The 26409-nt window shown below is 42.7% G+C and carries 16 protein-coding genes; 2 read left to right on the top strand and 14 right to left on the bottom strand.

Annotation, left to right across the window (positions count from 1 at the left end; translation table 11 throughout):
* Positions 1-10 precede the first annotated feature (10 nt).
* Positions 11-1591 carry a sodium:solute symporter family transporter gene (locus tag B5X60_RS02575; protein ID WP_079701094.1) on the bottom strand — a complete coding sequence of 527 codons (1581 nt, stop codon included), beginning with the start codon at positions 1589-1591 and terminating at the stop codon, positions 11-13.
* Positions 1592-1615: 24 nt separating this feature from the next.
* Positions 1616-1915, bottom strand: a complete 300-nt coding sequence (locus B5X60_RS02570; RefSeq protein WP_079701093.1) for a DUF485 domain-containing protein — start codon at positions 1913-1915, stop codon at positions 1616-1618.
* Between the two features lie 442 nt (positions 1916-2357).
* Between B5X60_RS02570 and B5X60_RS02565 the strand changes: the two genes are divergently transcribed.
* Positions 2358-4700: a family 20 glycosylhydrolase gene (locus tag B5X60_RS02565; RefSeq protein WP_245803452.1), complete on the top strand. Its 2343-nt coding sequence runs from the start codon at positions 2358-2360 to the stop codon at positions 4698-4700.
* A gap of 98 nt (positions 4701-4798) precedes the next feature.
* On the opposite strand, the gene B5X60_RS02560 is transcribed toward B5X60_RS02565, so the two are convergent.
* From B5X60_RS02560 to B5X60_RS02505, 12 genes are all read right to left on the bottom strand, one after another.
* Complete coding sequence (locus B5X60_RS02560; protein WP_079701091.1) at positions 4799-6403, bottom strand: SusD/RagB family nutrient-binding outer membrane lipoprotein; 1605 nt, start codon at positions 6401-6403, stop codon at positions 4799-4801.
* Between the two features lie 36 nt (positions 6404-6439).
* Positions 6440-9769, bottom strand: a complete 3330-nt coding sequence (locus B5X60_RS02555) for a SusC/RagA family TonB-linked outer membrane protein (RefSeq protein WP_221406192.1) — start codon at positions 9767-9769, stop codon at positions 6440-6442.
* A gap of 175 nt (positions 9770-9944) precedes the next feature.
* Positions 9945-11030, bottom strand: a complete 1086-nt coding sequence (locus tag B5X60_RS02550; RefSeq protein ID WP_079701088.1) for a FecR family protein — start codon at positions 11028-11030, stop codon at positions 9945-9947.
* Between the two features lie 78 nt (positions 11031-11108).
* Positions 11109-11675 carry an RNA polymerase sigma-70 factor gene (locus B5X60_RS02545; RefSeq protein ID WP_079701086.1) on the bottom strand — a complete coding sequence of 189 codons (567 nt, stop codon included), beginning with the start codon at positions 11673-11675 and terminating at the stop codon, positions 11109-11111.
* Positions 11676-11953: 278 nt separating this feature from the next.
* Positions 11954-13159, bottom strand: a complete 1206-nt coding sequence (uxuA, locus tag B5X60_RS02540) for a mannonate dehydratase (protein WP_079701084.1) — start codon at positions 13157-13159, stop codon at positions 11954-11956.
* Positions 13159-13974, bottom strand: coding sequence for an SDR family oxidoreductase (locus B5X60_RS02535; protein ID WP_079701082.1), 816 nt, complete (start codon positions 13972-13974; stop codon positions 13159-13161). Before B5X60_RS02535 ends, uxuA begins: the two co-directional genes overlap by 1 nt.
* A gap of 99 nt (positions 13975-14073) precedes the next feature.
* The gene (locus B5X60_RS02530; protein WP_079701080.1) at positions 14074-17217 is read right to left on the bottom strand and encodes a heparinase II/III family protein; all 3144 of its coding nucleotides are present in this window, start codon (positions 17215-17217) and stop codon (positions 14074-14076) included.
* Between the two features lie 22 nt (positions 17218-17239).
* Positions 17240-20458 carry a DUF4962 domain-containing protein gene (locus B5X60_RS02525; protein ID WP_079701078.1) on the bottom strand — a complete coding sequence of 1073 codons (3219 nt, stop codon included), beginning with the start codon at positions 20456-20458 and terminating at the stop codon, positions 17240-17242.
* Positions 20459-20581: 123 nt separating this feature from the next.
* Positions 20582-21901 carry a sugar MFS transporter gene (locus tag B5X60_RS02520; protein WP_079701076.1) on the bottom strand — a complete coding sequence of 440 codons (1320 nt, stop codon included), beginning with the start codon at positions 21899-21901 and terminating at the stop codon, positions 20582-20584.
* A 44-nt stretch (positions 21902-21945) separates the two neighbouring features.
* Positions 21946-22701: a glucosamine-6-phosphate deaminase gene (locus tag B5X60_RS02515; RefSeq protein ID WP_079701075.1), complete on the bottom strand. Its 756-nt coding sequence runs from the start codon at positions 22699-22701 to the stop codon at positions 21946-21948.
* Positions 22702-22748: 47 nt separating this feature from the next.
* Complete coding sequence (gene nagA, locus B5X60_RS02510) at positions 22749-23939, bottom strand: N-acetylglucosamine-6-phosphate deacetylase (RefSeq protein ID WP_079701074.1); 1191 nt, start codon at positions 23937-23939, stop codon at positions 22749-22751.
* A 98-nt stretch (positions 23940-24037) separates the two neighbouring features.
* Positions 24038-25294: an Nramp family divalent metal transporter gene (locus B5X60_RS02505; RefSeq protein WP_079701073.1), complete on the bottom strand. Its 1257-nt coding sequence runs from the start codon at positions 25292-25294 to the stop codon at positions 24038-24040.
* A gap of 200 nt (positions 25295-25494) precedes the next feature.
* On the opposite strand from B5X60_RS02505, the gene B5X60_RS02500 reads away from it, so the two are divergent.
* Positions 25495-26394 carry an SMP-30/gluconolactonase/LRE family protein gene (locus B5X60_RS02500; RefSeq protein ID WP_079701071.1) on the top strand — a complete coding sequence of 300 codons (900 nt, stop codon included), beginning with the start codon at positions 25495-25497 and terminating at the stop codon, positions 26392-26394.
* The last annotated feature ends 15 nt before the right edge of the window (positions 26395-26409 follow it).

The raw sequence follows: 26409 nt of genomic DNA, 5'->3' as shown, positions 1-26409 counted from the left end.
TTTATTGTAATTATTTCTCTGAACCAACACCTAGGTAAGTTCTTAATTTTTCACTCTCAAATTTATCCGCAGCTTCCTGATCAGGCTTCATCAGGGAAACAATGATTCCCACAATGAATGCAGATGTCATAGACACTAATGCCGGATTCTTCAATGGGAAGATTGCTTCAGCGTTACCGAATACATCCACCCAAACTGTTGGGCTTAGTACTATCAAGATCAAAGAAAGTGCAGCGCCGAAGACTATGCTCCAAACGGCTCCGGCAGTTGTGAATCCTTTCCAAATTATAGACATTAGCAATGCAGGGAAATTGGCACTGGCAGCTATCGAGAAAGCCAGACCCACCATAAATGCAACGTTTTGTCCTTTAAATATCAACCCCAAGCCAATTGCTAATAATCCGAGGAAAATTGTTGCCCGTTTGGCAACTTTTATCTCGCCTTTCTCATCTGAAACACCCTTCTTTACCACATGCACATAAAGGTCATGAGAAATGCTGGATGCACCTGACAAAGTTAACCCTGCAACAACAGCAAGGATCGTGGCAAATGCAACGGAAGCAATGAATCCAAGGAATGCACTTCCTCCTACATGTTCAGCAAGTAACAGTGCTGCCATGTTACCACCTTTATCCAGGCCTTCAATTGGTAGTTTACCTACCAAAGCCATAGCTGAGAAACCGATAAAGAATGTCAGGATATAGAAATAACCAATAAAACCGGTTGCAACAAATACCGACTTTCTTGCGGCTTTGTCATCAGGAACAGTATAAAAACGCATCAGGATATGTGGCAAGCCGGCCGTTCCAAGCATCAATGCTAATCCTAAAGATATCGCGTCTAACGGATTAGTGATATAGCCTCCGGGAGCCAGCATATCGGCCCCATACTGAGTTCTCACTGAATCAAACAGATCGCCAGGACTAAAATTGAATTTCGCCATAGCGAGCAAAACAAGTATGGTAGCTCCCGATAAAAGTAATACTGCTTTGATAATTTGTACCCAGGTTGTCGCGATCATACCGCCAAAAAGAACATAGCAGGTCATTACAATTCCTACCACAACTACGGCTATCTCGTAATCAAGACCGAACAATGTTTTAATTAATGTTCCTGCTCCAACCATTTGAGCAATCAGGTAAAAAGAAATGGTTAAGAGTGATCCTACAGAAGAAGCAATTCGGATCGGTCTTTGTCTTAATCGGTAGGCAACTACATCGGCGAAAGTATATTTTCCAAGATTACGCAAGGGCTCAGCGATAAGGAACATAATCAATGGCCAGCCAACAAGAAATCCGATAGAGTAAATTAATCCATCATAGCCTTTGGTTGCAACCATTCCGGCTATACCAAGAAAAGACGCCGCACTCATGTAATCGCCTGCAAGAGCCAGACCATTTTGAAATCCTGAAATATTACGGCCGGCTGCGTAAAATTCTGAACCAGTTTTTGTTTTCTTGGCTGCCCAATATGTGATATACAATGTGACTACAACAAAAAGGAAGAAGATTGCAATAGATACAGGGTTAGCAGTTCCCAATGTGGATTCAATTCCTGAGGGGGCGGCTTGTAGAAGTAAGTTTAGAGACATATAAATTTTTGAATATTTGTTTGATTAGAGATCTTTCTTAATTTCTTTTACCGCGGCATCATAGTAATTATTTGCCCAATACACGTACACACCGGTAATTAGCCAGGAAAATATAATAATACCTAGCCCCACAATGATTGCAAGGTTGAGGGAATCTCCTATCGGCATTTTTAGGGTTTCCTTCTGATAAGCAACAACCATTAAAAACCCGATATATACAAAAAGCATCAGGAAAGTAAATGTCAGAGAAATGCTCCATCTGTTTTTTACCAGCTTCTGGAAAGCGGGACTTTGAAGTACTTCATGTGTTTTAGTCTTACTCATAAAATTTAGTGAAATAGTTTAGTGGTTGGATTTAAAAATTTGACTGGCTGCATTGGCTTGCATGCTCATAAAGTGTATGATTATGGTGACAATTAAATCAGTTTATAAGTCTATGAAAAAAAAATGAAATAAGAAGGGAATTGGCTGGCAAAGTTTGCAGGTAATCAAAAACGTTACGGTGGGGTGTGAGGGATTAGGCATTAGGGATCAGGTACGACCTACGGCCTAAATACCCAATACGTAATGCCTCGAAAAAATGAAGAATGATAAACGTCTCATCTGCTATCAAAAACTGAAATATTTTGAATTTACTCGTGTTCTAAGACCTGATGCCTAAAACCTATAACCTAACCCCCTTTTCCCCCATTGTCACAAATACACTATATCAACAAATCAAGTACTTAATTTACTAATATTGACCCAGATAACAACTTAATCACATATGATTAGAATATTTACGAATAAACAATCGGGGCATTTATCCTGCCTTTATACTATTGCATTCATGCTCCTGGGATCAGGATTCGCATCAGCACAATCTGACGATCCGAATTTGGGAATTATACCCGCACCATTTTCGGTTCAAAAAGCAGCCGGCACATTTACATTCAGTCAGCTCACGCAGATTAAAGCGGATAATCCTGCTGAAAGATCAGTTCTGCTATTGAAGGATTTCCTTTTAACCAACCAGCATTACAATAATAAATTATCGAAATACGATCCCAAAGCCCGTCCGGTTCGTGGCGTTACGACACTGATCATAACAAGTGCTGGTTCTGAAAATCTAGTCGCTGAAGCTTATAAATTAACGATTGAACCAAACAAAATAACTCTCATAGGGAAAGATGCCGGATTATTCTATGGCATACAGTCGCTGATTCAGCTCTTCCCCGTGGTTCCCCAAGGCAGCGTGACACTCCCATGTGCTATAATAGAAGACAAGCCAAGATTCTCATATCGCGGGATGATGCTTGACGTATCAAGACACTTCTTTACCGTTTCGCAGGTAAAGCAAATCATCAATATAATGGCTTCTTACAAACTAAATAATTTTCACTGGCACCTTACCGATGGTCAGGGCTGGAGAATTGAGATCAAGAAATATCCTAAGCTAACAGAGGTCGGTGGAACCAGATTATTGACCTCATTCGGCGGTAACAGGGACTGGCCTGATAATGTTCCATACACCGGATTTTATACTCAGGATGAAATTAGAGATGTAGTGCAATATGCCTCAGAACGCTTCATTAATATCATTCCTGAGATCGAGATGCCCGCGCACTCAGACGCAGCTTTACGCGCCTACCCGGAATTAAAATGTATCCCGGCTCCCGGTTCTACAAATCCTAACCGCGGCAATAGCATCTACTGCCCTACCGAAGAAACATTTACGTTTCTTGAAGGGGTCTTGACGGAGGTTATGGCCTTATTCCCGAGTAAATTCATTCACATCGGTGGAGATGAAGCTAATAAACAGCCCTGGATCGAATCACAATATGCACAGGAGCTTAAGAAAAGACTGAATCTGAAAGACGAACATGAAATGCAAAGCTATTTTATACAGCGTATAGAGAAGTTCATCAATTCAAAAGGAAGAAGCATAATTGGGTGGGACGAGATCCTTGAAGGAGGTCTGGCTCCAAACGCCACAGTAATGAGCTGGCAGGGAGAACAAGGTGGAATTGCAGCAGCTCAGCAAAAACATAATGTCATCATGAGTCCTCAAACAAACGGCTTATATTTCGATCATTATTACAGCCGCAATTCCCAGGAACCGGTTTCATTTCCTCGATATGCATCACTTGCCGACACTTATAACTATGATCCTGTTTCGAAAGTTTTAACACCTGAGGAACAGAAGTATGTTATCGGCGCACAGGGAAATTTATGGACAGAATACGTGCCGACCTTTGCTAAACTTCAACTGCAAGTGTTTCCTAGGATGTTTGCACTGTCAGAAATTGCATGGAGCGAGGTTGCAAATAAAGACTATAAGCAATTTGCTGAAGTAAGGCTTGCGAAGCATTTTGCAAGGTTGGAGGCTATGGATTTCAACTTCCGTGTTCCGCCAGCATTGGAAGTTATTGACACTATGGTCGTCGGACCAAAGTTCACCTATGCCCCGAAATCGGTGATACCCGGCGCTAAGATTTATTATACATTAAACGGGCGAAACCCTTCTGATGCAGATTGGGAATATCAATTGCCACTTACCTTTGAAATTCCCTTGAATGAAAAGAGGGAGTTCAGAACAACGGTCATTACTCCGGATGGCCGGAGAAGTTTATCCACCCGCACGCTAATGCTTAATAAAGCACCATTGCAGGCCACAAACATACCAGGTACTAATGCTGGCTTGAATTTCAAGACTTTCAACGGTTCCTTCAGCATGCCTGAACAACTTGACAAGGCCGTTGCTGACAGTTCGGGCAAGGCATTAGACGTGCTTAATGAAGCGATCAAAAGAACACACCCGAACGTAGGCATCATCTATGATGGATATTTGAATATTCCAGCAGATGGCATCTATAATATGTCATTATCCTCATTCACAGATGCGGCATTATGGATAGACGACCAACGAATTATTCCGGGTGAAGAGTCGGTCCCTCTTATGAAAGGAAACCATAAAATTAAAATTAATTATATCTACAATGCCCCGGCAGCTCCGCCGGCAGGATCTCCAGCTAACTTCCGCATTCAGCGTCCGGCTCCATTGAGAGTGTATGTTTCTGAAGCGGGAAAAGCAAGGAAAGAAATTGATAGGGAGAGTTTGTTTTATTAAGAGAAGTCACTCGGCGCAGCCACCGATTTCTCCAAGCCTAAACATAAAAAGCCCCTTGCTTCCAAAGAAACAAGGGGCTTTTTAATTATCGTTACCTCCTATTTATCCCACCAGATCCTGGTTAGGAAATTATCAGGGCCTTGGTTCGCTACAGCCTGATTGTAATTTTCGGTATTAATGCTTTGCTCTGCCGCTGGATAGCGCAAGCGGCGCTGAATAATTCCACCTGTTTCGTTCCCTGGATAGTTAACAGGGACTAGCACGGGATAACCAGTTCGTCTCCAGTTTGAGAAAGATTCGATATTATTCATGTATCCAAATAACGCTACCCACATTTCACTGTGGATTTGTTCCATTTGCTGTGCAGTAGTTCCTCCGGTATAGGGATTGGCCGCAAGGTAACTAGCCGCTGCTGCTGTTGGATTCGGAATTACCAGAGCATAGTTTGGATATAAGGTTGCTGAAGTTATACTTGCTGTCACAGCTTTATCAAAGTGTTCCTTTGCCGTACCTGGTCCCCAGCCGCGGAGTGCAGCCTCTGCAAGCAGAAATTCAACTTCTGCATAGCTTTGGTAATGCGTTGGAGCTTCCAAATGAGCGATCGTATGCTGGTTCATTTCAGAGTAGTCTCGTTGCATGTTAGCATTCCAACCCGGTATTGCGGTAGCAATAGACGTATAATCAAATCCACCCGGTAATCCCTTTGCTTTTGCATGGGTCGATTCGGCCGGAAGATTTGCAATGTTGATATTACCTTGCCACAATGTAGAGTAGAATGGCAGTCTTGGATCATTTTTAGCTTTCAAGCGATTAATCAGGGCTTCATTAAGTTTCGAAAAACCTAATCCCGCTGCAGAAGCAGGATTACCCTCAACAGTTTGCATCTGACGTGAATTCCAATTCCAGTTAGTACCGGAAGCTGATGTGTGAGGTACTTTCGCATTATCAGCGTTGCTTGTCATAACACCACCGGCAATTGCCTTCTTAACCCAAGTTTCAGCAAGGGTTGGATTCGCTTTAGTCATGCGCATTCCCAAACGCAGCATTAATGAGTTAGCAAATAACTTCCATTTGGCAGGTGCGCCATTGTAAACAAAATCAGCGGCACCATAAGACGGTTTTGCCGGATCCAGAGCCTTCGATGCTTCCTCAAGTTCTTTTAACATGTCAGCATAGATATCGGCCTGCTTATCGTATTTTGGTTTAAAGATCCCGTCAAGTGCGCGTCCAGCTTCGGTGTAAGGCATATCTCCATAAAGGTCTGTAACCCTATGTAAAATATCTACACGAAGAATGCGGGCGATGTTATATTGGTTTACCATATCAGTCTTTCCCTTCGTCAAATCGAGGATCTGCTGAACCTCCTTCAGTTCAGTACTAAAAGCTGTATTCCATAAACCATTATTGTAATCAGCCTTACCCTGATAAAGATACTTTACACCTGTCCACTGAAAGGCGTTCAATGATGAAAAATATTGTATCAGAGACCCGGCCTGTTTTGAATTTGGGTAAAGTGTGTTGCCATCCCCAACGCCAGCATGCCTCATGATCGCTGCTGAGAAAACCGCAGGAATTACAGGCTCTACATATGCGTTTGGATTTTTGTTCATCTCCTCAAATCCTTTATCACAGGATGACAGCAGCAAAGCCGCCAGAACCCCAGCCTTAAGGGTCAGTCCTGTTAATGTTCGTTTTAATTTCATAACTATGAATTTTAACAATGAATGCTTTCTTTAATACTAGAATTTAACCATCAGATTCAAACCGAAGCTGCGAGTTGTGGGTACTCCAAAGTTTTCAAGTCCGAATGAAGTACCGCTAACGCTGTAACTTGATTCCGGGTCGACATTTGGCACGTTGTTATGCAGCATGAAAAGGTTTCTTGCTACTAGCGACAAGCTGGCTGACTGTAAAGGTGTCTTGGCAATCAACGTTCTTGGCAATGTATACCCAAGGGTTAATTGACGAAGCTTTACAAAATCAGCATCGTAGACAAACTGGTCGGTAATGGCAAATGCAATTCCCTGGTAATACTGCTGGGCTGGAATGGTTTTCACGAAAGGAGCACCTGTTTGATCAACACCATTCAATGAAACCCCGTTTTCACGAACACCATTTTCGATGGTCCGCTTATCAAGCCCGTAACTTGTACCGTAAGCATTTGTAGATGTGTACAAAACACCGCCAAATTTACCATCAAGAAGAACTCCAAGAGATAAATTTTTGTATCTGAAGTTATTTGACAATCCCATAGTTAGCGGTGGCACCCCGCGGCCAAGATCGACGATTGAGGCACTTTGCATTGGCAAGCTGCTTCCGCTATTATACATAATTTTACCGCTTGCATCCGTCCTGAACGTATAACCGGATACCATTCCGAACGGTTTGCCGACATAATGGTTTACAAAAGCATTCTGTGTTCTTGGAGATCCGCCTGCGAGTGTACTCAAGCCCGGTGCAATACTAACAACCTCGTTGTCATTATATGCTACGTTCAAACTAGCATCCCAATTAAATCCAGTACTTGATTTGATTGGGGTACCGCTCAACAGCATTTCTATCCCACGATTTCTCATTTCGCCCACGTTCAATCTTACAGATGTGAACCCACTTGTATTTGGGATGGTGGCATTGACGATATCATCCGTAGTAATTTTTTGGTAAAGTGTCAGGTCAAGGCCTAATCTCCCGCCAAGCATTCTGGTTTCTAATCCCGCCTCAGAGGTTGTCGACGTGAACGGCTTCAAGGGATTTGGAACAGTGCTTCCGTTTACCGTCATCAAAGGCTGACCAAGGTGCGTTATTGCGCCAGCAGTGTAAGTCAAATCCAATCCATAAGGACCCGGGGTACCACCACCTACCTGTGCCCATGATCCACGGATTTTCGCAAAGTCAAGCCATTCTGGTTTAGATTTCCATACTTCGGATGCTACAAAGCTAAGTCCAGCAGACGGATAAAGTACATGGTTACTTGTCGGTGAAAGTGTTGAGAACCAATCCTGACGAGCGGTAAGAGTCAAATACAGGTAGTCGTTAAATCCAATATCAGCAGAACCGAAGAGAGAATTAATAGCTGATTCTCCGAAGCTCTCGCTGAATGACTGACTTTTACCGTTCGAAATAAAATAGTTATAAGGAACATTCAAATCACCACTATTCAAGCTGTTGGTTGCACTCTGATTGTACATCATGTTTCCGCCTACAAAAGCGTTCACGGAAAATTTGCCAAAGACATTATCAAATCCTAACAATCCCTCGATGTTAGTTTCATAACCAGTGGTTCTACCTTTCTGGTAGGTTCCTGCAAGATTTGTCAACGCACCTGTTGCTCCAATTTGCCAGTTCTCACGCGTGAAGTAATCGATACCAGCACCACCACGAGCGTAAAGAAAATCAGTGATATTCCATCGGGTCCTGAATGAACCAATTATACGGCGCCTCTGGTCTTCGTTCTGGTGTTTATTTACAGCGAAGTATGGATTTGCAACAAATGGATCATCAGCCCATTGAACTTCCCTCAAGGTGGTAGGATTGTACCCCGGCTCCAGGCTTCTAACATCAAGACTTGTAGCCATTACCCCAACTGACGCATTTGGATTCTGAGTGAAATCGCCAATATTAGTCCTGTTTTTATTTATTTCAATATTGTATTGTGCACTGCCTTCAAACGTGATCTTATTATTGATATTAGCATTTGCCGCAAGGTTAAAGGTATTCCGGTTCAAGGAAGAATTTGGAACAATTCCCTTATTTTCCATATCAGAAACCGAGAACCTGAAGTTCGCATTTTGGTTTCCGCCTGTTAATGCAAGGTTGTTCGAGAAAGTAGTACCGGTATTATAAAAGTTTTTGTTGTTATCTTTTTGTGCAACATACGGGCGACTTTGGCCATCAAACTGAACCACGCTCGATCCATCTAATTTCGGTCCCCATGAAAGCCTACCCTGGGACATGGCCTGTGCTGCGTCTGTCGGCTTTAATCCAAGACTTCCCTGACCGTAAACATATTGCCAGTCCGGAATTGTGATCACGTTATCGGTAGTGAATGTGGAATTATAATCCACACCCAAACCTTGCGATCCACGTCCTGACTTTGTGGTAATAAGGATAACACCCGCAGCTGCCCGTGATCCGTAAAGTGCGGCTGCTTGTCCCCCTTTTAAAACCGAAAGTGTTTCGATATCATCAGGGTTGATACTAATCAAACCATCACCCCCATCACGGCCTCCAAAGGTTCCTGGAGTACCATTGTTTGAATTGTTAATCGGAACCCCGTTCACCACATACAATGGCTGGTTATCTGAAGAAAACGAGCCATTACCTCGAATAACCACACGGCTTGAACCCCCTGGACCGGTAGCTGTGCTACTCGCATTCACCCCAGCTACTTTTCCGGAAAGAGCATTTCCTAAGTTATTTTCCCTTGCCTGTGTAAAAGAATCGCCTTTTACCTCGGTAAGTGCGTACGATAATGCTTTTTTATCTCTGGATATACCCAATGCTGTTACAACAACTTCACTCAGTGCCTGAGAATCGTCAGCAAGCTGAACGTTGATTGTCGAACGGCCATTCATTGGAATTTCCTGGGTAATGAAGCCTATATAACTGAAAACGAGGGTTGAATTAACTGGAAAATTGAATGAGTAATTTCCTGAAGCATCGGTAGAAGTTCCAATATTACTGCCTTTAACCTTTATACTAACCCCTGGCAAACCTTGCCCCGTTCCATCAGTAACCTGTCCTCTGACAATGTCTCTGACATCTGCTGCAGATGTCTCGGAAAGCTTAACCACCACTACTTCATCAACCACCTCAAATGTTAGTGGCTGGTTTTGAAGAACCTGGCTCATGACATTTTGAATAGTACCCTGTTTTGCGAGGACACTAATTTTTTGATCCAGGTTAACCTGATCCAGGCGATAAAATATTGAGTACTTACTGTTTTTCTCAATTTGTTTGAACATCTGTTTGACAGTGGTGTTCGTCTCATTGAAGTTGAACGATTGCGAATGAACTTCGGCATGAAGCTGTACAATCACCGCAAACGTGAATAACGCTATTAATTTCATAGCCCGGATAGTTTTTCGCCGAAATTCAGCGCATAGTGTTTTTTGATAAAGAATAATCATAATTTTGACTGTTTTTAGTTAATACTGGCTTCCCAAAGCATTGGGTATTAGCTATTGATTGCAGGACCGGGGATGTTAGCGCATCCTCGGTTTTTTTTCAGGGTCTGGCTTTATATCATAGGCTTTCGCTATTTAAATTTTCACTTCCCCAGATCGTGATGATCCGACCTTTTTGTTCATAATTTATATCTGTTGTTTCCTTCAATATCTGTAGTGCCTTCTCCACCTTATCAACCTTCTTAAAGCTCCCGGTAAAGGCATAATTTTTAAGCTTTATATCGTTCATCACAATTTCAACATCATACTTTCTTTCCATGATCTTGGAGATTTCCTGAAAGGTCTTACCTTCGAAAACCAGCAAATCTTCAGTCCATCCTGTATACACTTCAAGCTGTGAGGAATTGACCTTTTGAACCTTTGCTTCGATGAGGTCGGCAGGTGCAGACTTTTTCTCTCCAGCAACAGCCAGCGGAGCATAGTTCAGCTTGAGGACCTGTTGTTGTTTGACGGACACAGTCTCCGCTTTATCAGAATTAAGAGACAGCTTTCCTTCAATAGATACTTCTCCCTCAATTACCGCAGTTTCGAACTCCAGATCATCAGCATAAGCTTTAACATTGAAAATAGTTCCTATATCCCTGATGGTGTGGCGGTTAGTTTTCACTATAAATGGGCTTTTATGTTCGGCTATATCAAAGTAAGCTTCTCCATCGAGATATACCGTCCTTGAACCGTGCCCAAAATCCTTGTCAAATTTTAGTACGGTACCTGCATTAATCCAAACAATGGTACCATCAGGTAAGACTGTTTTTCGGGTAGATCCCTTCGGAACATTAATTTCATTTTGTGCCAAAGCTGCTCCGGCAAAAGACGTCGCCTTACTGCTTTGATAAAAATAAATGCCGATCGCACAGATCAAAATGACCGAGGCTGCAATTGCAATTCGTGCAAGGCTTATGATTGGTTTTCTTACTATGACCGCATTTTCGCCAACACCAGTCAAAAAGTTTGAGTAAGCTCTTTCGGTATTGATTGCATCGAGATCATAGAGTAGTGATTTTTGCCATGCCTCATAATACTGTACATAAAAATCCTCATGCACCTTACTGCTGCCAATCAAATATTTAACCATGGCCGTTTCTTCTTCCGACGACTGGCCGGTTATATATTTAACAATTAAAATTTTGTCGTTTTCGTTCATGCTTGTAGAATAAAGACAATCAGCCACCCCCCTTACCCCCAAGTGGTATTAAAAAAATATTAATTTTTTGTTAATTCACTAGAGAAAACAAACCAGAACTGCGCCCAGGATATATTCAAGGCTCTTTTTAAGCTTATCGAGGGCGATAGTGATCTGGCGTTCTACCGTTTTCTGAGATATATTCAGTCTTTCGGCAATTTCCCGGTTTTTCAAATATTCAAACCTGCTCATCACAAAAACCTGCCTGCATTTTTCGGGAAGGGTATCAATTGCAATTTTTATCTGCTGCGCCATTTCTTTTTCCAGATATGGGTCAGTAGGATGCTCCGGAACTTCGTCAATCAGTTTATTTCTAATCAGATAACCGACATAGTCATTCTCGATTTTTTGATGCTTCAGGTAATTTAAGGACCGGTTCTGGACCATTTTATACAGATAACCCGTAACTGAGGAGGTAAAAGCCAAGGTTTCGCGCTTTTCCCAAAGGAAAGTAAGGGATTCTGAAACAATTTCCTCTGAAACATTAACATCATTCAGAAACTTATTCGCAAAAAGGACAAGATTGGCATAATTGGATTTAAAAACATCTTCGAATGCCTTTAAATCCCCATTATTAATCTTAGTGATGAAGTCGACTTCAGTCATAGTCCCGTTACTGTCGCGTATGGATAGATTCGACCTACCAATATAGCGAAATTAGGGAAGAGATGTAGCAGGAATTGAGTAGCGAGAATTGTATTAGGAATCGAGACAAATTCAGGGAAAAGATTTCAGGGAAAGATGTCCAAAAACGACCAAGGAATAATATAGAAAGACCGAAAAAGGAATAAAGAACAAAGAATAAGGACTTTGGGTATTACATTTAAAATGGTCCTCCCATCAAAATGGTTACGTTACGGCTTTTATTCTTTGCTCTTTGTTCCTTATTCTTTGCTCCTAAACGAACAAGCAATTCCCCATTCCAATCCCCTCAACTCTGCCAATCCCCGCAAACGGCCAATAGCAGAATAACCTGGATTAGTATGCTTTTTGAGATCATCCAGCATTTGATGGCCATGATCCGGGCGCATAGGGATCGAGATTTTTCTTCTGCGCGAGATCTCTACGATTTGTTTAACCACAGCGTACATGTCGACATCCCCTTCCAGGTGATTATCTTCAAAGAAATCACCGAATTCATTTCTTTTGGTACTGCGGAGATGTATGAAGTTAATCCGATCGGCATAGCGGCTAACCATTTCAGGCAGATTATTATCCTCCCTGACCCCAAATGATCCTGTACAAAAGCACAGGCCATTATTTAATGAGGGAACTGCGGAGATTAAAGCATCGATATCTTCCGAGGTACTTACAACCCGTGGCAGGCCTAGAATGGCGTATGGCGGATCATCCGGGTGAATGACCATATTTACACCAGAGTCCTGGGCAACAGGGATGATTTCGCTCAAAAAGTAAATAAGGTTGCTACGCAGCCTGTCCCGATCAATGCCCTTGTAGGTATTTAGGGCTTGCTGAAACTGTTCGATTGTAAAGCTTTCTTCACTTCCTGGTAATCCTGCGATAATATTGCGGGTTAACTTATGTTTTTCCTCATCCGACATTGCGGAGAAACGCTTCTCAGCACGCTCAATATCCTGAGCAGTATAATCCTTTTCTGCATTGGGGCGTTTCAAAATATACAGGTCAAAGGCTATAAACGCAGCTTTTTCAAAACGAAGGGCCTTCGAACCATCCTCCACAGTGTAAGAAAGGTCCGTTCTGGTCCAGTCGAGGACAGGCATGAAATTATAAGTGACGCATAGTACTCCGCAGCTTGCCAAGTTCCGGATGCTTTGTTTATAGTTTTCAATATATTCCAGGTAAGGACCTGTTTGTGTTTTTATATTTTCATGTACAGGTACACTTTCCACGACACTCCATATCATACCCGCCTGCTCCACTTCAATGCGGCGTTTCTCTATTTCTTCTACAGTCCATACCTGACCATTAGGAATGTGATGCAAGGCTGTAACGACACCCGTACAACCGGCTTGTCTGATATCACACAGGCTCACTGGATCCTTCGGTCCATACCAGCGCATCGTTTGCTGCATAAGAAAGTTCCGGTCCTTTTCCGTATTAGCACTCATTATACACCTCCAAAAATTGAGAAACCACCATCGACACAAACCATAGAACCAGTAACAAACTTCGATGCGTCGCTTAAAAGCCAAACCAGAGCGCCCTGCAGTTCATCCGGATGCCCGAATCTTTTGAACGGTGTCTGGCTAATTACTTTTTGACCACGCTCAGTGAATGTTCCATCTGGATTGGTGAGCAGGTTCCTGTTCTGTTCCGTAAGAAAAAATCCGGGTGCCAGGGCATTCATGCGGATTTTATCTCCATAACGGTTAGCAAGCTCTACGGCAAACCATTGGTTGTAGCAATCAACAGCTGCTTTCCCCATATTGTATCCAAGCACGCGGGTGATCGCCCGTTTCGAGTTCATGGATGATATATTCACGATGCTCCCTTTTTCAGAGGTTTGAGCAATCGCCTCACCGAATATCTGGCTGGGAATAAGGGTTCCCCAGGTATTAAGATCCATCACTTTTTTCATTCCCTCGATATTCATTTTAAAAATATCGGCTCCCGGGAGAAGGACTCCTTCAGGCTGGTTCCCTCCAGCTCCGTTAACAAGCCCATCGATCTTTCCATAAGCATCCAGGACCTTATTCTTCGCATCAACGAGTTGTGATTCGTCCATTGCATCTGCAATCAGCGCAATTGCTTTACCACCATTTTTATTGATCAGATCGGCTCGCTCGTTCGCTACATCCTTATTCCGGCCGAGGATACCAACTGTACCACCGGCCTTTACAATTCCTTCGATGAATGATTTACCAAGAATACCGGTTCCTCCGGTGACGATAATTACTTTGTTTTCGAGTGAGAATTCGCTCATTTACGTTGTACGTTTAAAGTTCTACATGATACATTATGTATCATCATTCATGCGCAAGATAATAAAGATAAAAAGGAGTCAAAACCTATTACGTATAACTTATAGCGTAATACTCAAAAATCCTTCTCCTGACGGAATATCCAGAGAGATTGTCTTACTGTTACTATCATAGGTGTAATTGTGAACTGCTACACCGTCTAATTCTACTTTAGTTGGTTTTGCTGCGCTACCAATTTTCAGTTTCGCACCCTTGTCAACTGAATATTTCAAGCCTTCAGGAGAAAATTCAAAACTGAGGGGCACATCCGAGCTTAGCGATCTGCCGCCCGAACCGTCATTAAATACTTTAGCAAGCGCGACGAACACCCGGTCCGGGCTCCAGACAATTGCAGCGGCGTCAGACTGAGCATCGGGAGCATTATACGTCTTGCCTGGACTGGTACTAAACGCGAAGGTTTTGCCTGATGCAGTGCCGCTAACGAAGCCGTCGCCCTGTATAGCCTTTATATCCGCAGTAAGGCCCTGCGTTGTCGTCAGTAAATTAGCCATCACCAGAGGCTGACCGTTTTTGGTGGAAGCCGATACTGTTAGCATGCCCTCTTTTTTTAAATGCCGTTCCCTTTGTAAAGTGTACAGATAATGGGGAGTTTCAACTGCCTTACTTTCAACTGCTGATGGTGCTATATGCATTAAATTTAAGGTAACACCATTCTTGGTAATTGTTGAATTGCTATTGTCTGCTATTATGTCATCCAACTCAGCCGTCTGATACAATAGGGTAAGTTTCGCATCCTTTTCAGATGGTATGGCTGTGTCGAGCATCAGGATGGTTCTAGGTTTGATAAAAACAACATTTCTTGATAGCGATTTTACTTTATCAAAATACAACCTGCCGATATTGCCAGATGAAAACGCAGCATCTTTACCATCCAGGAAGTTCGCGATAAACGCGTGGTCGTTGAATCCCGGTGCAAAGTTCAGATGATCACCCGTACGCTGACTTTGTTCATTATCATCAATCAGAATGGTTGAATGCGCAACTGGCTGGATCAGCTTAGGCTGATACAATGGATCATCATAGTACGTTGAATTCTTTAAATGTCGTTCCTCAATGAAGATCTGCCCTTTGTCGGCAAGCCAAAAACTCCCCTGATCGATGTGCTGGTGATTATAGAATGCGCCCGTGCGCATCACAAAAGCAAAATCGTCTTTTTCCCATCCGCTTTTAAATACAGTTGTTCCGATTTCACGAAATGCCTTAACAGGGTTTTCATCAAAAGGGCTATCCTGCGGGATTCCCTCAACGTCGAATAATACGTCTTCAAATGTCTCACCTGTTTTCATGAAATTATAGAACCAGCTAAGCCGAGGTTCTCTGCGTTTTTCAAGCAGAAATGCCCAGAAGTTAGCAGGGGTCATTTCACCTTTTGAGTCGCCATATTCAAACCAGAGTTTGTTCTTTATATTTCCAGCATAGACGAACTCCTTATAGGTGCCCTCAAGTGGTGCTGTCAGGTCGACATTAAACACATTTTCTAATGAGGGTAGACTATATGACATATTTGAAAAAGAGTAGCTGTTATAACCATAGCCTTCTCCCCAGGCGCCATCCTTTGAATCCACCACTCTATTGATAAACTTGTAATATTTCAGCATTGCACCGGTAAAATACGGCTCGAGATTTTGAGTCTCCGGTCCATCATCAAAAACTGCCGCCATATTCATAAGTGAGCCTCCAAGGATCATAGCCAGCCAATTGGATGTCGCTGCCGTGATATCGTCGTTATAAACGTAAGTCCTGTGCGCGCCATCTACGATATTTGTCATAATCGCCTTGCGAACTTTAGTGCGTTCTTCAGGACTCATCACATCATATGCAAGATCATACGCTTCAGCCACTCTGTGGGCCCAGCTTCCAGTGCGATGTTCGCTGTAGCGCCCACGGTTTGTCTGCCAGGGATGTGTCCAGTCCGGCCATTCCGAAAGCTTTAAGAGCACATCTTTAACATATGACCCTGCTTCTTTATCTCCGTGAAAAGCATAGGCCCTGGCGTTTAATCGCAACGCTTCACCTGTGTGATAAATCTTATTCCCCCATGCATTCCATGTTGGCAGCCAGTCTTCTTTCGGAAATTGATCAAGGTCATAAATTAACGTACTAACCGGTATGCTCTCACGCTGCTTCTTTGCAGAAACCAGAATATCATCAAAAACTTTTTTGAATTCAGGCTGCTGAAGTTTGGTTTTAAGCGCATTTTTCTTGTCGGCGTCAAACATCAGGCGGGGATGTTTTCCCGCGATATTTTCCGGCGCAATGTGAATGGTAAATTCTGTTGCGGCCAGTATCTTGGTTCCGTCCCGTGCAGTGAGCTTTCCAATGTAAAGGCCATTAGGAAAGGAAAGAGTCAAAGGTTTCAGCGTCCAGCCCGTCGCTCCTTTGTTGAGGTCTGATTTATGGAATGATTTTGTTGGATCGGCAAATGATACTATTTCAAGGCTAACTTTTTTTGCAGGTACAGGCCAGTCTCCGGATACTTGAAGTTTATCGTTCTGGTAATAGTGTTTTTTGGGAATATAGGATGCATACTCCGGAAGTTTAAACATCTCCGGCATTGAAAAACGGAAATTTGCTTCACGTGATGCTGTTAGTGAAATATCGTCTATCCCAAAGTAAATGGGCATGTTAGGATCTGCCGAAGGGAATTTAGCAAGAAACGCCAAGGCATAAATCCTGACCTTACTTTTTCCAGCAACCGATGGGTTTTCCCTGGCAATATCATTAAAACTTAGTGATGCGATTACCCATTTGTTCCGTTCAGGATTACTGATTGTATAATCTAACTTACCATACTCTCCCGCAGCGAATCTTATCTTATAATTCTCAGCAACAGTATTTGATTTCAGATAATACCTGAAAGTAAGTTTTGAATCCGGGGTCAGATACATATCGAGGAGCTTTTGCGCGCCAGCATAGGCATCAACATTTGTAAATGCTGTGACTTTTTGAACAACTGAAATATTAGCATCACCGGGCACCATTTCGTTCGGCCGAAAATCCTGATTGTAGGCAATATCCTGCCAGTGTGGGTATGAAGCCCAGGCACCGAGCTCGCGGTCTTCAAAATTCTCGGTATAGGTCCATGGCTCTAACACCACATCGGGATTTGACGGTATAACCTTGGCTTGCTGAGCCTGTAAATTTACTGCTGCTAACACAGCAATTATGAATGATAATTTTCTCATTCTCTGGCTAATTAAAGAATTACTATTTGGCTGTACCAATCCATAACTGTGTTTTCCCTGCAGGAACTTTAACTGTTATGGACTTGCTTTCCTGATTATAACTCCAGGCAGACGTTGCTTTTCCATTTAACTGTACCCTGCCAGGCTTCTGCGAAGCAAAAACGGTAAGGGAATTACTATCGTCTGTTTCCACCTCAATTTCGGTATTATTTTCATCGATAGCAATTGTGCCTGTCAAAGGTTTGAGAGCTTTTACTGAAATGCTTTGTCCGGCAAAAGAACTTCCTTCAAAATATGCTTTTACAAATTTTCCTGCTTTATCAAAAGAGGCAGTAAAACGGCTTGCATCCGTTGTAAAATCGCCTGCCGTGGTCGTCCCTGTGTGGTCAGTTTTGAAGAAGCCCAGATCAGAACCATTGCCGTGGACGATTTTTGCCCCAATCCACCCTGGAGCATCTATGCGGGTGGTTGCCGGCGAAACATATACTCCTGTAGAGGGCTTTGCTTCAGGTAAAAGTACTGCGAAGAAATTTGTTGAGACTAGGTCTTGCCTGGTCTCCAAACTTAGGAAGCTTTCGGAATAGGTCTTATTGGAAAAGCGGTCGCGAATCCTTGAGTTTGCAATATCTGGTGAAATTACATCCATTGTAAGACGTGCATTTGGTCGCTGTATTTGCATCCTGCGATCCTTATAAGTAATTGAACTTAGGTTTCCGTCATTCGCCGGGGCGTGGAACAACCAGTCGTATACATGTCCCTTCGAAGATTTACTTTTAATTTGATCGAACAAGAATATAGGACCCGTCTTTGTATAAAGGAGTGTGCGGGTATACTTTTCAAGTTTATCCTTGTAAACAGTTGCGAGGTCGCTTTCAAGGGCATCTGCATTCTTCCCAATGAAAGTGTGAGTCATGCGCGGCCAGTCTGTCAGGGCTTTAATACCATTATCGTAGTGTGCCGGCGCCTGGCTTTCTGGGTCGTGGTCCACCAAAAGTACATTATGAGCGATGGAATTTACGTTATATCCCAGATAGTCCAGATTCGCGTAATAGCCTAAATATCCCACTCCCGGATCTGTCAACAGCGCTTCCCCGTTTGTTATGATCTGGAAGCTCCCCTGGTCGTAATGATAGTGATTGGAATTTGGTCCCACTCTCGAAGTGATGATAGTAGCCGGCTCATCCCAACCCGAGCGCATCACCATTCCCTGAGCCGAAAACACTTTGGATGTTGGAAGAATCTCTCGCTTTGACGGTGTTATGTCGTCGCGGTACCAAAGATATCCAAGAAATCCACCCTTCCCGGATTCCCAGTATGGCTTTACATAGTGATATAAAAAAGGATTTTTTGTTCGATTCACCAGCCATTGTGCATGCACCTGCGGACCAAACGCGACACCGATACCCTGCGGTCCACCTCCGTCACCAAAGTCTTGTAATAAACCATTTGATGCACTTGCCTGAAGCGGATATTTATAGTAATTAGGCAAATTAGTGGTAGTAGTATAATCCACACCAAAATTTCTTTCAATAGCCGCGAGCATTTCAACAATATCTTTGGTCGCCATATTCATATAACCACTTTTTGGCTCTCCGTAACTTCCATCTTCGTAGTAAGTGCGATCGATAAAGGTTTTTGCTTTTGTAATGATTCCAGAAAGGTAAGGCTCCAGATATGGATTGGAGGGATCGTCACCATAAATAGCTGTTGCAGCCATACCGAAACCGGCAACGAGTACGGCAATATGATTGGTTTGATTCGACGGCATGCGATTCATTTCAACCATATCGCGTTGAAATAACTTGATACCTTTTTCCATTATAGCGTTTCGAACAAGAGCACGCTCTTGCTCAGTAAGCAAGTCATAAAGCATATCATAGCCATATGCTACTGGTTTGATGGTGTAACCTACAGGATAATAAGTCCAGAATTTACGTTCAAGCATCCAGTCACTGTTCCATTTGGTAAAAGAGGCCAGTTTGAGTAAAGCTTTTTTTGCCTGCTCACCTGCAGCTTTGTCGCCGGTAAATGCATAATGAAAACTGCCTTCCTCAATCACCTTCCCTAATGCGCCGTTTGGATTATTCCATTCCGCATAGGCATTATAACCCACAGAATTTCTCGCATAGGGCCCCCCAACAAGGTTTTCCGCCGTACGGTCCACACCTTCCTTTATTGCATCGACGTTGACCTTCATGAAGTTCTTTTCTTCAAGCGCATGATCAAGAATACGTTTGGCAACTGGTGATTTCTCATTGGCAAGTCGTGTTTTAAGCTCGTCTGCTGAGAAAAATAATCTAGGATGCTCACTGATCTTATTTCCAGGGACAAGAAAACGGAAACTTTGGCTTAAATCACCACCATTCTCATCCTGAGCTTTCACACGAAACTCCCATTGACCGCGAACATCTTTCGAATTGAGTTTATAAACAGGACCAGTTTCCCATTCACTTCCATTCTGTTTCAACGATACATTGTCCTTTACAATAATTCCTTTGCTATCAACTAATGTTCCTTTTACCTGCTTCAGCGCAATATTTCCTTCCGGAGCTACCCGCAAATTAATGTTGTCACCATAAAAGAAATGCTTATTGAGAATTGTGGTCTCAAACATTTCGAAATTAGTTGAAACTGGCTCAGACGCTGTGAAAGAACGATCCCGCTCACCATTGATCTGGAAGTCGTCCATTAAAATTGTGTAGGTGAAGAGGTAATTTACAATTGGGTAAGATCCTTTGATGGTGATTACCTGAATGTGTTCATTGGGTGTAAGAGCCTGCCCATTCAGGTTGAAAACAGAAATGGGAAGATCCAGTTCGAGCCAGGTGTTTGCCAGTGGTTTTGTAATTGTGTGCATATACCTCTTCCCATCAAACGTTCCTAAGGACAATTCTAGAGATTCAGGATTTCGGTCACTTTGGAAATAAATTGCAGCCTTAATTCTTGTGTCGGCCGATGTGTATAAATTTAATCTCTTCGTGAAACCTTGGTAAAGCTCGTTTGTATCGTGTGCTTTAAACGGTCTTGCAAGTGCATACTTGCTGTTTTTATACGTCGGGGTTTTTCTAGCGTAATAAAGCGCATCGAAGGCAATATCCTGAGCATAAGGATAGGTTTCCCAGCCGTAAAGTTCTCCAGTCTCAAAGTCATTAAACAGCTTATAGGGCACCCGATTCTGTGCTTCTGCACGATTAATAGTCAGGGTTAAACCTACCAGCAAAAAAAGTACTAGTTTATTCATATCAGTCTTGTTTAATTATATAATCGAAGTCTTTTGATCGAAAAGTCAGGCAAAACAATTCTTGATACCAGGTGCTTTGTACACCAGTCATCCCCCATAAACCAGAATCAGGTAATCGTTTTGTTACCTTGACCAGCTTCTCAATGCATAACCTTTGAAAGCATAGAATATTAAATACATATAGCATGGGAATAGTACCCAATATGCTTCACGTGCGTTCGAGATATCAACCAAGTACCCATAAACAAGAGGGAGAATGGCGTTTCCTGCCAAACCCATAACCATCAGCGATGCGCCGATCTTAGTAAACCTGCCTAATCCATCCAGCGCAAGCGGCCAAACTCCTGCCCAAACTAGTGAATTGGCCAGACCCAGCATTACTACAAACCATATTGAAACATCGGTAGTATGACCGAGAAAGGTTACCTCTCCTTTCGCGAATATAATGAGCAGGGTTAGGACCAGGCCGAATACTGTACTTACTTTTAGCGCTGTTAGCTGGCTGAAAAATTTCGGGATAAATATAATCCCGACAAAATAGGCACAGATTTGCGCAGTGAGGGTATAAGATGGAAATACCTTTGCTTCGATCAGGTTCAGATTCATTGTTCCTGCATAACTTATCACGGTGTCAATAGAGATAACCTGTGTACCTACATGCAAGAATATAGCGATAGCACCTAAAACCAGGTGTGGAAACTGGGTAATACTTGTTTTTGATGAGTTAGCTAATGCAAGGTCTTTATCTTCATGTTCGGTATCGATTTCAGGCAAGGGTGAAAAACGGATAAATAAGCCTAATAAAAATAAGAAAGCTCCAACACAAGCATAAGGTATGATAATGCGTTGGATCAATTCATGTAATGCCGCATTTTTCTCGGCTTCGCTCATCATCGCCAGCTTGTCAAACATATCACTGTCAGACACCCTAAATATAACTGCCGCGAACAAGAGCGGGGCCAAAATTCCTGCGCCTTTGTTGCAGATCCCCATTATGCTAAATCGCTGTGCTGCTCGTTCCTTCGGACCCAAAATTGTAATGTACGGGTTTGCCGCGGTTTGTAGTAATGCGAGTCCCGCACCAATAGAAAATAAACCAAGCAGAAACAGCCCATAGGTCATTGTGATCGCTGCAGGCACGAATAATAGCGCCCCCGCAGACATAACCCAAAAGCCGATCATCATCCCTTTCTTGAAGCCGACATTTTTTAGGAGGTACGATGCTGGAACTGAAAATATGAGGTAAGAAATATAAAATGCAAATGTCACCAGGTACGAGGCAACGTGGCTAAGCTGGAAGGCCACTTTGAAATAAGGAATTAATATGGCATTGATCCAGGATGTGAACCCGAACATAAAGAACATAAAGCCAATAATGATCATTCCTGTGACAGTATCCCTTTGACTTAAAGACCCGGCTGCAACGGTGGTATTTTTCTTCATATTACATTTATTTCTATTCAGTTTATATTTCTTAATTTTTTCGCCTAAAGCTTTGATGCACTGTTCTCATCGATAAAAAGAGTGGCATTATCATGCCTTCTAAGTATTGTTGACGGATAAAGTTCACTGATATCGCTGTTTATCGTGTGTGCAATTGCGTTTGCTTTGAAAGTACCCGGAACGATTGCATAAGCAAATGTTGACTTAAACAATGCGGGCATCGTAATCGTCAGAGCATGGGTGGGTACCTGATCGATACTCGGGAAACACCCGTCATTTACTTGCTGAATACGGCAGTCGTGGTCCAGATCTACGACCTTTACGATCAGCGGATCATTGAAATCAGCAACATGCGGGTCATTGAATGCGAGGTGAGTGTTCTCCCCTATTCCAAGGATAACAATATCGGTCGGATATTCGGTTAAAAGACCAGCGTAGCGTTTACATTCTTGCTGGATATCCGAAGCATTTCCGTTCATATAGTGAACTTCGCGGCAGCTTACATTCTGGAAAAGGCGGTCTTTCAGAAAATTCCCAAAACCTGCCGGATGGTCTTTATCTAGTCCAACATATTCATCCATATGGAAAGCATTGATCCGATCCCATTCCACATCTCTATTATTTAATTCCGCAAGAAACTCATTTTGTGATGGAGCGGATGCAAAAATTACATTGACATACTCCTTAGTTTCCAATAATTCAACAACCTTTTTAGTAAAAGTGTCGGCGGCGGCAGTACCGAGCTGAGGCCTGTCTTCAAATACTTTAACGTTCAGCTTCTCTTTCTTAAATTCTCTCATTTCCTTATCGTCTTAACTACTCAATCTTTTATAAATCGATTTCAAACCTAGTTGTTATTATAAATTACCCTTCCCCCTACAATTGTGGTGCTTACGCGGATGTCTTCATCAAAGATCACTATATCGGCATCCTTGCCTTTGATAAGGGAACCCTTACTTTGACCAAGACCCAGAATATTAGCTGGAGTTTGCGAAGCCATTTTAATGGCTTCAAGCAAAGGAACCTCCGCCATATTGATCATATTCCTCACCAGTCGGTCGCACGTAGCTACACTGCCTGCAAACGACGCACGATCTGGCAGTTTGGCTACCCCATCTTCCACAATCACTTTCAAACCGTTATGCTTACTTCCCAATATGCTTTCACCAGGAGGCATACCTGCGGCCCGCATTGAATCCGTGATGAGCGCAATCCGGTCCGGGCCTTTGATTTTGTAGATCAGCTTTAAAAGCGGCGCAGGAAGATGAATCCCATCAGCAATAATCTCAACATCCATCTCATCCAATAGGTAAGCAGTTTCTATCACTCCAGCATAGCGGAAGCATTCGCGCCTCGAGACACCTGACATACAGGAATAGAAATGCGTAGCCAGTGTGTACCCAGCTTCAAAAGCCACGAGTGCTTCTTCATAAATGGCATCTGTATGCGCCATAGCAACCAAAATATCTTTGGAACGAAGGTGGTTGGCAAATTCAATAGCTCCCGGAAGCTCCGGGGCTGCGCTCCAGCGTTTAATATCGGAAGATCGGGAAAGAATATCCATGTATTCTTTGGGATCCGGATTGCGGATATAACGCGGATCCTGCGCTCCGCGCTGAGCCATGGAGAAATAAGGTCCTTCCAAGTGCATTCCAAGGAACTGAGCACCTTTGGTATTATTCTTATCCGCTTGTTTGTAAAGATCAAGAGTATGATACAGTTCATCCAGCTCGCTGGTCAAAGTGGTAGGCATAAGGCCGGTAGTTCCATACTTGGCATGGGTTTCAGCGATCTTCAAAAATGCCTCCTCCGAACCATCCATAAAGTCGTGCCCGCCACCTCCATGCACATGGATATCGATAAAGCCAGGGGAAACGTACTTACCGCCTGCATCGATCTCAAGAGCATCGGAAAAATCGACCTTTTCCTGGGTAACATGACTTATTTTGCCATCACTAGCAAGTATCGAGGCGTTTTCGAGGATCCTGTATGGCGTTAGAACTCGGGCGTTATATATCTTTAGTTTTTCGTTACTCATTCTGGAAAGTGATAATCTTTATCGTTAGCAATATGTAAAATTAAACAGTGTACGTAAACGCATTTGTCCTAAGGAAGCTGAACATTTCATCGTTACAATTATTTGAAGAATATCTGATTCACATTGCTGATAGCAAGCACCAATAAGATAAGCAATCCGAGTGCGCCAAAAATCTTAAAAAATGTTGAATTTACCCGGTCACCCATAATTGCACGATCGTTTGAAACTGCGTACATAGCAATTCCTATAAACGGCACTAAAAAGATAGTTACACTTTGGGCAAATACGATCAGCTCAAGAGGCAGCTTACCAAAGATGATTGCGATAATTGCCCCAAAAATCATTACAGAGGCAATAAACAGTTTTGTAGTTGTAGAGCTCAGCTGACTTCCAAATCCCAGGGAGTCACCTAATAAAGTTCCCCCTAATGTTGCATTTCCAACAAGCGCGGAGAATGAAGCTCCGAATAAACCTATCAGGAACAATGTCGATGCGTAACTGCCAAAAAGTGGTTCCAAAGCCTTCGCCATGTCAGAAGCAGTAGCGACAGTAATTCCCTGCTTATTAAGAACTGCTGCCGCGCAGATCATAATGATAGCAGTCATCACTCCTAGTATACAAATGCCTGTTATACTATTACTGTTATGTTCCTCGATTTCAGGGTTAAACTTTATACGTTCCTGTACAAGGTATGACTGGTAGAAAGCTGCTACTATCGAAAAGCATGACGCGAAGAATGCAATTACCAATCCGAGAGATCCTGGGGTAATACCGGGAATGAAACCTGCCGCCACTGCAGCGTAATCTGGTTTTACCAGGAAAAAAGTAGTCACAAAAGCAAATAGTTTAAGCAAGATCAAGAAAATCATCAATTTCTCAAGAACTTTGTAAAATTTTCTGAAAAATAAAAGGCTGATTCCTAGCAAATTAAAAAAGATAATCCAAACAAGAAGCGGAGTACCGGTCGCCTCTCCCAAGGCTATACCTACGCCAACAGAATTCCCGGCTTGAAAGGAAACTGTCACTAAAAATATTCCAATCCCTACAGCAATGGCTGCCAATTTTCCCCATTTTTGCCTGATCGTGCTAAGTAGTGATTGCTTAGTTGCCACCCCAATTCTGGCTCCCATAATTGTAAAAATTGCCATAAAGAACATGGCTACCACAATTATCCAAAGCAAATCGTATGCATATTGCGAACCCAGTTTGGACGTAATAGTCATTTTGCTCGGCCCGAAAACAAGCGAGGCGATAATTATTCCCGGCCCCAGGGAAAGAAAAATTGTTTTTATTTTACTCCAGGTACTCTTTTCAGCAGTCGCTGCTGCAGATGATTCATTTTCTGATCTCTTCATTAAAATACGGCTTTACTTCTAATATAAATTACTTGCGGTTACGTACCCGAATGTACTAACTTTATTAAGGAAAACAAATTAAAAACCCCTTGTGGAAAAGTAAGATTATTTTGAGGAAATTGGACAAGGGCGATCGAATATTTTACATTTTACCTATTTCATCCGTTTAAGCGGAGCAGAAATTCAATTATCTTATCATTATGAATAAAATAGTAGCAAATTTAACTCTGATTTTCTCTCTCCTTGTTAACACTTCGTTTTCCCAGGAAAAGCCCGAATCACTTTTTACATCATCTGTTTTAACACCTGTCAAAAGTTTTACATCAGGTATCGAAGGACCGGGTGTAGACAAAAATGGAGTATTATATGCCGTAAACTTCTCGAAGGAAGGAACGATTGGAATGGTTACGCCCGATGGTTCGGCAAGCTTGTTTATCGAACTTCCGGCAGGAAGTATTGGCAATGGTATCCGTTTTAACAAGAAGGGAGATATGTTTATTGCCGACTACACAAAGCACAATATCCTGAAAGTGAATATGAAAACGAAGGCAATATCAGTTTATGCTCATGAGCCAGGAATGGCTCAGCCTAACGATATAGCTATTGATGACAATGGCCGGCTGTATGCCAGCGACCCGGATTGGAAAGCCAGAACCGGAAAAATATGGACTATCGATAAAAATGGTAATGTCAACCTGCTTGAAACTGGCATGTCAACCACAAATGGAATTGAGGTTAGTCCGGACAATCGAACCCTCTATGTTACACATGCACGTCAGGTTCTCGCATACAATCTCTCGAAAGGTAAAATCAGTAATAAACGGATCCTGTACGAATTTGCGGATTTTGGAATGGATGGAATGCGATGTGATGTGGAGGGCAACCTTTATGTAACACGCCCTGGCAAAGGTACTGTGGTAAAACTGTCACCGCAAGGAACAGTCATTCGTGAAATTACTTTAATCGGAAAAAAACCATCCAATATCGCGTTTGGAGGCAAAGATGGCAGAACAGTGTACGTGACTATGCAGGATCAGGGCAATATTGAAAGTTTTCGCGCGGACCTACCCGGCAGAGAATGGAGAATGAGTACACGTTAATTCAGGCTCCCTCGG

Source organism: Daejeonella lutea (genome assembly GCF_900168015.1).
Taxonomy (GTDB): Bacteria; Bacteroidota; Bacteroidia; order Sphingobacteriales; family Sphingobacteriaceae; genus Daejeonella; species Daejeonella lutea.
Note: the sequence above shows the minus strand (reverse complement) of the source record. Positions and strands in the feature narration are given on the sequence as shown.